This is a genomic window from Verrucomicrobiia bacterium (genome assembly GCA_036405135.1).
Taxonomy (GTDB): Bacteria; Verrucomicrobiota; Verrucomicrobiia; order Limisphaerales; family JAEYXS01; genus JAEYXS01.
Genome location: DASWYF010000052.1, coordinates 1 through 12,025, shown reverse-complemented (window position 1 = coordinate 12,025; position 12,025 = coordinate 1). Strand labels below are relative to the sequence as shown.

10 protein-coding genes are annotated in these 12,025 nt (G+C 56.6%); 4 read left to right on the top strand and 6 right to left on the bottom strand.

What is annotated here, in order from left to right:
* Positions 1–146 precede the first annotated feature (146 nt).
* The gene (locus tag VGH19_24065) at positions 147–1,052 is read right to left on the bottom strand and encodes a rhomboid family intramembrane serine protease (protein ID HEY1174462.1); all 906 of its coding nucleotides are present in this window, start codon (positions 1,050–1,052) and stop codon (positions 147–149) included.
* 171 nt (positions 1,053–1,223) lie between these two features.
* Between VGH19_24065 and VGH19_24060 the strand changes: the two genes are divergently transcribed.
* Positions 1,224–2,198, top strand: coding sequence for a J domain-containing protein (locus tag VGH19_24060; protein HEY1174461.1), 975 nt, complete (start codon positions 1,224–1,226; stop codon positions 2,196–2,198).
* 6 nt (positions 2,199–2,204) lie between these two features.
* On the opposite strand, the gene VGH19_24055 is transcribed toward VGH19_24060, so the two are convergent.
* The 4 genes from VGH19_24055 to xseB all read right to left on the bottom strand — a co-directional run bounded on the left by VGH19_24055 (position 2,205) and on the right by xseB (position 5,140).
* A complete protein-coding gene (locus tag VGH19_24055) occupies positions 2,205–2,492 on the bottom strand; it encodes a type II toxin-antitoxin system RelE/ParE family toxin (protein HEY1174460.1) in 288 nt (95 codons plus the stop codon).
* Positions 2,493–2,497: 5 nt separating this feature from the next.
* Complete coding sequence (locus tag VGH19_24050) at positions 2,498–2,749, bottom strand: hypothetical protein (GenBank protein HEY1174459.1); 252 nt, start codon at positions 2,747–2,749, stop codon at positions 2,498–2,500.
* Positions 2,750–2,853: 104 nt separating this feature from the next.
* On the bottom strand, positions 2,854–4,845 hold the full coding sequence (gene dxs / locus VGH19_24045) for a 1-deoxy-D-xylulose-5-phosphate synthase (protein ID HEY1174458.1): 1,992 nt from the start codon (positions 4,843–4,845) through the stop codon (positions 2,854–2,856).
* Between the two features lie 10 nt (positions 4,846–4,855).
* The gene (gene xseB, locus VGH19_24040) at positions 4,856–5,140 is read right to left on the bottom strand and encodes an exodeoxyribonuclease VII small subunit (GenBank protein ID HEY1174457.1); all 285 of its coding nucleotides are present in this window, start codon (positions 5,138–5,140) and stop codon (positions 4,856–4,858) included.
* Positions 5,141–5,463: 323 nt separating this feature from the next.
* Here xseB and VGH19_24035 point away from each other — a divergent pair, with 323 nt between their 5' ends.
* Positions 5,464–6,597, top strand: coding sequence for a Gfo/Idh/MocA family oxidoreductase (locus VGH19_24035; protein ID HEY1174456.1), 1,134 nt, complete (start codon positions 5,464–5,466; stop codon positions 6,595–6,597).
* 293 nt (positions 6,598–6,890) lie between these two features.
* Complete coding sequence (locus VGH19_24030; GenBank protein ID HEY1174455.1) at positions 6,891–7,340, top strand: TIGR03067 domain-containing protein; 450 nt, start codon at positions 6,891–6,893, stop codon at positions 7,338–7,340.
* Positions 7,341–7,349: 9 nt separating this feature from the next.
* Here VGH19_24030 and VGH19_24025 read toward each other — a convergent pair whose 3' ends face one another.
* The gene (locus tag VGH19_24025) at positions 7,350–10,466 is read right to left on the bottom strand and encodes an ELWxxDGT repeat protein (GenBank protein HEY1174454.1); all 3,117 of its coding nucleotides are present in this window, start codon (positions 10,464–10,466) and stop codon (positions 7,350–7,352) included.
* Positions 10,467–10,873: 407 nt separating this feature from the next.
* Here VGH19_24025 and carB point away from each other — a divergent pair.
* Positions 10,874–12,025: carbamoyl-phosphate synthase large subunit (carB, locus tag VGH19_24020; protein HEY1174453.1), on the top strand; the 1,152-nt coding region annotated here is incomplete at its 3' end.

The following is a 12,025-nucleotide window of genomic DNA, read 5'->3' as shown; positions in this document are numbered from 1 at the left end:
AAGCGGGTGAAATCCTACCGCGTGGTAGCGCAGGCAAAAGAGAAAAGTGCAGCGGACAAGGAAATCAGTGAAGGACGTTAAAAGCGCTAAATCGTCAAATTGTGAACTCGTTTAACGGATCACCCTTTTAACCATTCAACGGTTCCTCACTTTTTCGCCATCTTGGAACGCGCTTTTTCGAGAATCTTGCGCTCTTGATCCGTCAGGCTGTGGATGCCTTTTTGAGAGATTTTGTCGAGGATAGGATCGACTTCTTTGCTGATGAAATCAGCCGTCGGCTCTTCCTCCACGGTAACCTCGGCCGGGGGTGTGCGCCAGCTTGACGGTTTATTGCCAGCATTGACCAATGTCGGTGCTGGCCGGGACGCTGCTCGCCGCGATATCCAGCCTGCGGGAGTCACCTGTTCACCGTAGCGGTTCATGAAAAGGAATACCGTGAAAAATCCGCCCAGATGTGCGAGATGGGCGACTTGCGACCCCTCCGTTTTGACTATTAGAGAAGCCGTCATGCCGATCAAGGACATGATCAAAGCAGCCCAGAACACGATACGCCCGGACAGCTCCACAGGGATGAAAAAGAACAGCAAAACTTTGAACCGTTGATACCAGAACATCAGGGCGAACGCGCTGACCAAAACAAACACTCCCGCTGAAGCACCTACCAGCGGGCCGGCAAAACTCTTGAAAACCAGGCCACCCAAGATCTGAGCCATTCCGCCCAGCACGCCTGCCGTCAGGTAGAGTTGCAGGAATCGTTTTCCTGACATCCGCTCCTCCACCATCCGTCCAAAGGAGTAAATAGCCAGGCAGTTGAATACCAGATGCAACAGGCCGCCATGGAGAAACTGGAAGGTCAGCAGTTGCCAGACGTAACCGCTCATCAATCCTTCCCGGCTCAGATACAGGACGTTCCTCAAGCCCGGATTTTGGGAGATGTCGGCGAAGATGTTGAAGATCACGAAACAGGCCACATTGGCAATGATCAGCTTGGTCGTCAGCCGCATGGGCTCAGACCGGGCCGGTTCACGCATGTAATCTCTGTCTGCCAGCATTTCAGCATACGTTAATGCATAACCTCAGGTGCGACAATGGGATTGTATGCCACCTCCGCTGAATACGCGTCTTTACGTAATCAAAAGCGCCAAATGACCTTGACCAGAATGCGCCTTCCGGTGTTACTCAAATAGTTTTACCTCTGCCCTTTTTTGAGGAGGACATGACGCATGGACGAATTGGCCAAAGCATACGAGAAACTCGGTACCCACGCCGACATCAGCACCGCTGACCTGCAGAAACTTTATCGCGAACTGGTCAAACGCTGGCACCCGGACCAGTTCGGCCATGATGCCGAGGAGAAGCGGGCGGCGGATGAGACCTTGCGGGACATCAATGCTGCCTATCAACGCATCATGCAGGCACGTAAAGTGGCCGAGGAACAGGCCGCCTTTGAAGGCAAATCCGAGCCCGAAGCCGAGCCGCATCCCGAACCTGAAACTGCTTACGAAGCCGCCGCCACAAAATCTTCCGGCTTCAAAGTCTGGGGCTTGGCGCTGGCCTTGATCGTGGTCATCGCTGCCGCTGGCATTGCCTGGCAGCAAAAGTGGTTGGGCAATAAGACTTCACCTGCTGCGAATGCTTCCTCAACTCCCATTGCCACACCAAAGCCACCCGAACCGCCCGGCCCGGTCATCGCACATAAGATTTGCCTCGCCACCGAATGCTTCGTGGCCGAGATCTGGCATAACGGCAAGCTCGTGCCGGACAGCCAGCGCAAGACGGTTGCCGATCGTTTCGGTGCCTGCACAGAAGAAGTTAACCTCACTCTGCGCGAAGGTGACTGGCTCGTTTTCAATCCCGTGAAAAACCGCTTCCGCTGGAATGATGCCCTCTTCTTCGGCGTGGCCGGCATGACCACGAACAAGACCGTCAGCTTCGTCTCTTCCTCCAAGGACGGACGTTGGACCAGCATGGATAACTTGGAACAAGTCAGCCAGTTCATCAAAGAACGCGACTTGACCGGACAACCTGTGCAACTGATCCCGCAGAATCGCATGTGGTCTGAAGGCCCTGGATTCATGAAGTTCGTCATGGGCGCTGACTGGCATGGCGAACCCATCTGGGGCCAAGGCCCGGCACGCAATACTTACATCAAGTTCGTGGCGAAGCCGGTGCCTCCGGTGCAGGTGACTGCGCGGTAGATACTTTTAAAAAAGTTCCGGCAGGTTTTGCGCTCCGTGCAAAACCCGGACCACTTCAAGCACCCCTTTGTTAGAACGATAGAAGATCAAATAGTTACCCTTGATGAAGTAACGCAGTCCCGCTCTCAAATGATCCGCCTTCTTCCCTAATTCTGGGGTGCGACTATAAAGGAAGACTTTGGTTTGGATTTCACTCAGCAGATTTAAAGCCGCATCGGGATTGTCAGCAGCAATGTAATCCGTGATCGACGCCAAATCCTCCTCAGCTTGCGCGGAAAATATTACAGCAGCCATGAAAGCTACGCTTTCTTCTGCACACGTTTTTCCAACCGCGCGAAAACATCCGCTGCCGGGCTGGATTCCCCGCGCTCAAGCTGTCCGATGCCTATATCCACCTGCTGCCGCAATGACTCAATATTCTGCTGGATAAACTCTTCGCTTTGCACCCAGCGCAGCCCCTCCGCGACCATCTGTTCGACGGAGGAATATTTCCCTGCACGAATCTGCTCCTGCACGAATCGTTCCTGATCAGATGTCAGTGTCACCGTCATATAGCACCTATACTATTGCTCGGCTGATTTCGCCAGTTTGAATTAAGGCATTAAAAAACGGCGCCCGATCTCTCAGGCGCCGTTCTGAAAAACCGTTTCTTTCCTTACGCCACCGCGAAGGTCTTCGGCTGCGCCGTGGTGTTGCCCTTGGCGAAGATTTCCTTCACCTGCTTCACTGCGTTCTCCGCCGTCAGACCATGCTTCTCGCGCAGGTAATCCACCGTGGACGCGTGCTCGATGAACTCGTCCGGCCAGCCGATGCGCACCACCGGCGTGGTGATGTTCTTCTTCGAGAGAAGCTCCAGCACTGCGCTGCCGTAACCGCCCGCGATCACGTGATCCTCGATCGTCACCACCGCGTCCGCGCCTTGCGCGAAGAACGCCGTCGTCTCCTCATCCAGCGGCTTGAACCACCGCGGGTTGATGATGGCCACGTCGTGACCTTCGCCCAACAGCTCGGAGATCTTGTTCGCCATCTTCTGCATCGGCCCGAGGGCGAACACCGCGACCTTCTTGCCGCCGTTGTTCGCGAAGTGCTTCACCACTTCGGCCTTGCCCACTTCGAGAATCTTCGGCGTTTCCTTCACCGGCACGCCTTCCGCGACACCGCGCGGGTAACGGATGAAGCTCGCATGCTTCGCGTGCGACGCCGTGAACATCATGTCCGCCAATTCATCTTCGTTCGCTGGCGCCATACCGATCACATTCGGCAAGCAGCGCAAGTAAGCGATATCGAACAAGCCGTGATGCGTCGGGCCGTCATTCGCCGAGAGACCGGCGCGGTCCATGCAGAAGATCACCGGCAGATCCTGCAAGCACACGTCGTGATGGATGCAATCGTAAGCGCGTTGCAAGAACGTCGAGTAGATCGCCACCACCGGACGGAAACCCATCGTGGCCATACCCGCCGCGAAGATCACCGCGTGCTCTTCCGCGATACCCACATCGTAGTAACGTCCCGGCATCGCCTTTTCGAGGGCCTTCATGCCCGTGCCCGTCGGCATCGCTGCCGTGATACCCACGATCGAGTTATCCTTCCGCGCGAGGCGCACCAAGGTCTCGCCGAACACATCTTGGAACGCTGGCGGAGTGCCCGGCTTCGCCGGAGCCGTCTCGCCCGTTTCCGCATTGTAAGGTCCCGTGCCGTGGAACTTCTCCGGATGCTGCAGGGCGGCGTCGAAGCCCTTGCCCTTCTTCGTCAGCACATGGATCACCACCGGCTGCTCGCACGTCTTCGCGTATTCCAGCGTGCTGATGAGCAATTGCAGATCGTGACCGTCGATCGGTCCGATGTACTTCATGCCCATCTCCTCGAAGATCAAGCTGCTGCCGAAACCGCCCCGGCCATCACCGCGCTTGTCGTCGTCGTTATGCTGGAGCGAGACTTCGCTCACGACACCCTTCACGGCCTCTTCGGCCTTATGGCCCAAGCGCACCGCGAGTTCGCCCGTGGAACCCCACTTCTTCAAGAAGCTCGAGGCATCCTTTTGCAAGCGGTCGTAGCGCGGATTCGTGATCAACTTGTTCAGATAATTCGAGATCGCACCCACGTTCTTCGCGATGCTCCACTCGTTATCATTCAGAATGCCGATGAACTTCTTCGTCGTATGCGCGATGTTGTTCAACGCCTCGAACGAAACACCGTTCGTCAGCGCCGCATCACCGAACACGCAGACCACGTCTTCATCACTGCGACGCTGATCCCGCGCCGCGCACATACCGAGCGCGGCGGAAAGCGCCGTCCCCGCATGACCCGCACCGTAGCAATCATGCTCGCTCTCCGTGCGGAGTGCGAAACCGTTCAAGCCATTCGTCGTGCGGATCGTGTGGAAACGGTCCTTGCGGCCCGTCAGCAACTTATGCACGTACACCTGATGGCTCACGTCCCACACGAACTTGTCCTTCGGCGTCGAGAACACATAATGCATCGCGAGCGTCAGCTCCACTACGCCCAAGTTCGGCCCGAGATGACCACCGTTCTTAGAGAGCTTCGTGATCAGCTCGTAACGAATCTCTTCGGAAAGCTGGGTCAATTGGTCCAGCTTCAGCTTTTTGACGTGGGACGGATGATCCACCATGTCCAGGTATCGGCTCATAATTGGTTTTTTAATCTTCCGCCGTATCCCCCGGGAGTTCCACCGGAGTGAGCGTGAAGTCGCCGGAGGATTTCTTCTCCAGCTTGGAAATCTTGAGGTCAGCATCCGCGAGGCGGGCCTGGCACTGCGCGGCCAGTTTCGTGCCTTCCTCGTAGCGGGCCAGCAAAGTCTCCAAAGGCAATTCGTCCGACTCCATCGTTTCCACGATGGCTTCGAGCTTCTGCAACGCTACCTCGAACGGAACTTCTGCAAGCTCCGCCGCGGCCGTCGTCGCGCCTTTGGCAATCTTCGACATAAGGGCTGACCCTAAAACACGTCCGCCCATGCGTCCAGCGGATTAAATTCCGTCATCTGAAGTCGCTTTCGTTTGCTTTTGGTAATCACTTGAACCAGAGATGGTTGTGCTTATTGTTAAGGTGTTTTCCAGATTTGTTTTACTCCGTGGTTCCCGTTCAGTCAGCATGCGCAATCAATGGACGAACAGAAGGGCCGTCTGCAGTAGAGTGGGCAGCCTGTTGGCGCAACCGACCTGAATAAGTGAGTTCTTGCATCGTCCCATACTCGTCCGATTATCGTACGCACCTGATTTGATTGATCGATCAATTGACTGACTTATCTATGAAACAGCAGAGCACCATGCGGGTAGGGATCATCGGCGGCGGGTTGATGGGGCGGGAGGCGGCGAGTGCGTTCGCGCGCTGGTTCGTCCTCCAGGATTTCCCGGTGAAGGTGGAACTCACGGCGGTGTGCGATCTCCAGGAGAGTTTGCTCGAGTGGTTCAAGCAGGTGCCCACGGTGAAGCTGCTCACGAAGGATCATCAGGAGTTGCTGAAATCCCCGGACGTGGACGTGGTGTATGTGGCGGTGCCGCATAACCTCCACGAAAAGCTGTATCTGGACGTGCTGGCGGCGGGGAAAGATCTGCTGGCGGAAAAGCCCTTCGGCATCGATCTGGCGGCGGCGCGGAGCATCCAAGCGGCAGCGGTGAAGTCCGGGCGATTCGTGCGGTGCAGTTCGGAGTTTCCGTTCCTGCCGGGACCGCAGCGCGTGGTGAATTATGTGCGCTCGGGCAAGGTTGGCAAAGTTCTCGAGATCCATTCGGGATTCCATCACGCGAGCGATCTGGACCCGACGAAGCCGATCAATTGGAAGCGCATGACGAAGTTCTGCGGGGGCATCGGTGTGATGGGCGATCTGGGTATGCACGCGGTGCATGTGCCGTTCCGCCTCGGCTGGAAACCGCTGCGCGTGTATGCGCAACTCCAGAAGATCTACACGCAACGCCCTGATGGCAAAGGCGGCATGGCCGCGTGCGATACGTGGGATAACGCGATGCTCCACACGGAAGTATTGATCGACGGCGCGGAAGTGCCGATGCGCCTGGAGATGAAACGCCTGGCCCCGAGCGAGACGAACACGTGGTTCATCGAGGTGCTAGGTACGGAAGGCGGCATCAAGTACAGCACCAAGGAGCCGAAGACGCTCTGGGTCTTCGAACGGCAAAAAGAGCAGATCTGGCAACGGATCGATCTCGGCTTCCAAACGCCTTTCCCGACGATCACCGGCGGCATCTTCGAGCCCGGTTTCCCGGATTGCTTCCTGCAGATGTGGGCCGCCTACGCCGCCGAACGCGCCGGTGCCTTAAAAGACAAGTTCGCCTGCGCCACCCCGGAAGAAGCCGTGCTCAGCCACGAACTCTTCGAAGCAGCGCTGAAGTCGCAGGAGACGCATCAAGTAGTGGCGCTGGCGTAATGGTAGTGGGACAGGCGCCATCGCCTGTCCATAGGCCCGCCGGTGCAACCGGCCCGGCTGGAGCGCGACTCTCCGAGTCGCAGCAACCCCCATAAGCAAGGGCAGGGTAGGGATGGCAAAAGAGTGCACACCTGCCCACCGCCCATGGTGGCGTGCAGGTGCAACCTGCTGCACGTGACCTTGCAAGATGGATTGGTTTAGGGCAGGGTAGAGGCAGGTCCCACTACCAAACAAATGAACCCGTTCCAGCCAGGTTCGTTGTTCTTCCGCCAACCGCAACCTCATCTCTATCTATGAAGACGACCCGCGTCGTGACCACCCTGTTTGCCATGGCGATATCTGCCATGACCTTAAACTCCATTGCCGCCGAACCCTCCGCCGATCAAAAACGCATCATGGGCATCTGGCAAGGCGCTGCCGTGGACGGCGACGGCTCCAAACCCGGCAGCGCCCGCGCACGCATCGGCGAGATGGTCATCACGGAGGACAAGATCACCGCGAAAGACCCCCACGGAAACAACATGGGCGAGGGGACCTATAAGATCAGCCGCAGCGGTAATTTGATCACCATCGATACCACCGCCACGAAAGGCCAGCTCATGGGCAAGAGCTATCAAGGCATCATGACCGTTGACGGCGATAACATGAAATGGTGCTCGAACAATCCTGGTAAACCGCGCCCGACCGCCTTCCGCACCACTCCGCCGGATGCGTATTTGATGATCCTCACGCGGAAGAAATAGTTCGATCGCCTAAGGTTTGATCCTCAGTTCAAGTGTCAGCACTTTGAAGAAGCGCTGCTCTGCTTCAGTATCCAATTCTGGAATCACAAAATCCGCATCGGCATCGAGCGTTACCGGTTCCCACTCGACGAGATCGGTGCTCGTAAAGATTTGATAACGCAGCCCGGCGATGGCGCTAAGCGACAAGGATAATTTGCCCGGAATGCCTGTTGCTGGAGTCAGGCTGATGCGGGCGTAATCGGGATCGACCACGCGAAGAGTGAACGACATCACATCTGTCCCCCCGCTATTGGCTGCTTCAGCTGTCACCTTGAAGGTCCCGCTCATCTGTGGAATACCCGTGATGATGCCCGTTTTGCAGTCATAGCTCAATCCCGGCGGCAGATTCCACCATCTCCATCTCTCGGCCGATCCTGAAACCAATGCAGGGACGAAGTGGAATGCATTCCCCACGATGACGGAGCGATCTCCCGGGTGGAACACTTCACAAGGCGCGCTCAGTGATGACGGCATGATCCATGGTTCGCGCCCGCGATGATCTTCCGCCGTGAAGAATATATTTGTGCCGATTTGCCTTAGATTGGCGACATCGGATGACCTGAGGCCCGGCCCGATATCCTGTACGAGCGTGATGCTTTCCAGAGAGGCATCGGTCCGCCATAACTCGATTCCATGGGCATCATCTGACAGGGTGAAATAAATGAAATCTTCTGTGACAGCAGTTCTGAAAATACCCCCAAATTTATCCGGATCGATCGTGAAATCCGATTGTATCACCGCTGTGTCCGGATCGATGGTAAGGATCTTGTCACCAGCGAACAGGCACACCATTCCTTTGAATTCGAACCCATCGCGGATGTAGGAAGCTGTGCTGCTGACATGTCGGGTGCCATTGACCGTGCCGTCTGTGCACCAGAGTCCGTTACCGGAGATAGTGTACCATATTTTACCTCTGACGGAGACCAGGCTGGTGATCGCCACATCATCAAAAAGATTGAAAAAACCAGTCCCCTCCCGAGTGCCGTCATTATAACCGTATCCAATGGAATGATTAAACAGCACACCATTTCCCAAAGGTAATAGAGTGATCATGGCAGAGCCTCCGCCAATAGGGGAATACGTCGTGGGGATGGTGGCAAAGGAGTAAGTGCCTTCGGGCGTGCCATCGCTGGAGATTAACTCATAGTTGTTCTCAGAAAGCTCGATCGAGGAGGTATAGAAAACTGGAAAATAGATGCGCTCACCGGAGACGACGATAGCTCCCGGAATGGACCAGTATCTTCCCTCGAAATCGCGCCATGTTTTCACTTTGACCGTGGTTGCAGCAGTGCCGGCAGTGCGCCAAAGACTCAATTCACCGGCAGCGCTGTTGGCGAAGAAGAATACATCGTCTCCTAGACGGGTAAATCCAGATGGGTTGTTCAAATGCCCGGCATCTGTCTCAGGTATCAGTGAGGATATGCTATCCCCCAAGATAACGCATAACTGGGACGGCTGGGTTTCGCCGTCTGACGTGGGATTCAGCGCGCAGATAATGACATCATCAAGTTCTACGCCCCACGCAGTTCCGTTCAAATTGCTGGGAATATAACCAGGCACTGTTTCTGGAGCACTCCCCGTTGAATATCTCGCCAAGTGATACAATAAACTGCCGGGTTCAGTACGAGCTGGAAAATAGATGGTATTTTGCGACCCGAGAAACATGGCGTTCGCGGGAGTCGTGAACATCTCACTGCTGCTGGTCGGATGCTGATAAATGTCTCGCAGCATTTTTGTGCCGGCAGTGGTGCCATCCGTTATCCAGGGTTCACCTCCGTTTTCAGCTGTGAATATTGAAAAGAAGACCCGTGATCCCAAGGCCGCGGCATGTGTGAGTCCGATATATCCTTCAGTATAGTCATCCAATTCGAAAAAAGGTGACGGAACAGTCCATTCTTCCTCTCCCGCATCCCAGACACCCCCGCCCAGCACCACTTCCGTAGCTGCATCCACAGTCATCAAACCGCCTGCGGGATTGGTGCAATACAACTTTCCACCGGCAGACACCAACCGGGATTCAGCCTTCACACTGGCGACAAAATGGCACTCCTCCGCAGTCGCCGCCCAGAGACCGTAGTGATGCTCTGGATCACTGACGGCATTCCAGTCCCTGGCAATGAACCATACTTTGTCCGCTTCCTTCGTCAGTCTGAACCGGATCTCGAGCTTGTCCCTTAACAAGCGGGTTCCACTGGCCGTGCCATCGGAGACAGCCACCCCGGGAATTGCTGTGTAATTGAGTCCTTGGGAATCAAACCGGCGTACTGAATAAAACAAAGTATTGCCGAGCGTGATGGCATGGTTTGCCTCCGAGATGCTGGAAAAGCCGGCTTCATCATGCGCCGGCCGTTCCGGCGCGAATTGCGGGAGCATATACGTGCCTTCCGGTGTGCCGTCCGTACGCCACCATTCCCGGCCATCTACTGGAGATGTGGCGGTGAAGTAAACCAGTGTTTCCGAGGCGAGGAAATTTTGCGGATAGCCGTTGACCCAGTCTCCAGTCAATCCGCCCAGTTTCCCAGGTGGCACCAAATTTTTGACCTGCCGTGTTCCGGCGGAGGTGCCGTCTGTCTCCCAGAGATGATAGCCTTCTACGCCGTTATTGGCCGAATAGAAGAACCTATTGCCCAGCGCAGCGCCACCACCAGGTGCCTGTTCGGGAAACATGACGCCCGCGCCCGCTGCGGTCAGATTCTTCACCTGCCTGGTACCTGCTCGCGTGCCGTCAGTGGTCCAGAGCTCAAAGTCATAGTCGCCGTTTGCTGCAGCGGCGAAGTAGAGTTGATCGCCCACGACACCTAAAAGAGCGCGGCTCAGCTCATTTGCGGGACCACGCGGCAGTTCATCCCGCACAGGGAAGGTGCCCGCTGCCGTGCCATCACTTCTGAACAGACGTTGCCCATAAGGTCCGGTGGCTGTGAAATAGACCAGTGTTTCACCGGCCATGAATTGTTTGGGCCCACTGGAAGGCCATTCGGGGTTGATATCTGTGACCATCCGGGTGCCTTCTGGCGTGCCATCTGTCCGCCAAAGCTCCATCCCATGCACAGCATCTTCTGCCGCAAAGTATCCGATGCCATCCACCACGGCGAAATCATACGGCGCAGAACTGCTATGACCCGTGGAATAAGGCAGCGAACTGCCCCGTCCGGCATCTTCCGGCTGGAGATTGCCCAATATCCGGGCGGGCTGGGCCCAACCGATCTGGAAGGTGGTCAGCCCGAGGCAAAACGTGAGCAGCGAGATTTGGCGCTTGAACGACATAGATGTGTCACATCCCCCTCTTTCTTGGCGGTAGACAGGGTATTAAGTATCATACTGCGGTCAACCCTGGCAAACTCTTAGGGGAGGGGTTTTGTTACATTCCCCGATTGTTAAAAACTTCTCCTTCCCATTCTTGGCCGTTCGGTGTTTCATCCGGGGCGTTTTGATTTGTCAGGGCCAACCCGTGGAGCGGGCGGTCCGGGCGTCGTCAGGACGAAGATTTTTGTAACATGCCAAAGCGCACAGACATTCACTCGGTTCTTATCATCGGCGCGGGTCCGATCATCATCGGCCAGGCGTGCGAGTTCGACTACTCCGGCACCCAGGCTTGCAAGGCCCTGCGCGAGGAAGGCTACCGCGTCATCCTCGTGAACTCCAACCCCGCCACCATCATGACGGACCCGGAGTTCGCCGACCGCACCTACATCGAACCGATCACGCCCGAGGCCGTGGAGAAGATCATCGTGCGCGAGCTCGACGAGATGAAGCGCACCGGCGCGAAGGGCAAGCTGGTCTTGCTGCCGACGCTCGGCGGCCAGACGGCGTTGAACACCGCCATGTCCCTGCATCGCAAGGGCATCCTTGAGAAGCACGGTATCGAGATGATCGGCGCGAAGGCTGAAGCCATCGTGAAGGGCGAAGACCGCCAGATTTTCAAAGACCTGATGCTCGAGATCGGTCTGGATGTCCCCATCTCCGGCACCTCGCATAACATGCAGGAAGCGTGGGCCGTGGCCGAGAAGATCGGTCGCTTCCCGCTCATCATCCGTCCCGCGTTCACGCTCGGTGGTACGGGCGGCGGTATCGCTTACAATCGCGATGAATTTGAAGAGATCGCCAAGCGCGGCATGGACCTCTCCCCGGTGAGCGAAATCCTCATCGAGGAATCCTTGCTCGGCTGGAAGGAATACGAGATGGAAGTGATGCGTGATCGCGCGGATAACTGCGTGATCATCTGCTCCATTGAGAACTTTGATCCCATGGGCGTCCACACGGGCGATTCCATCACCGTCGCGCCCATCCAGACGCTCACGGACAAGGAATACCAGATCATGCGCGACGCGTCGTTCGCCGTGATTCGCGCGGTCGGTGTGGAGACGGGCGGTTCGAACATCCAGTTCTCCGTGGACCCGCAAACGGGCCGCATGATCGTCATCGAGATGAACCCCCGCGTGAGCCGCAGCTCGGCGCTGGCGTCGAAGGCCACGGGCTTCCCCATCGCCAAGATCGCCGCGAAGCTGGCCGTTGGTTATTTGCTCGACGAGATCAAGAACGACATCACGCGCGAGACTCCTGCGAGCTTCGAGCCGACCATCGATTACGTCGTCACGAAGATCCCGCGTTTCGCCTTCGAGAAATTCCCGCAAGCGGACGCCACGCTC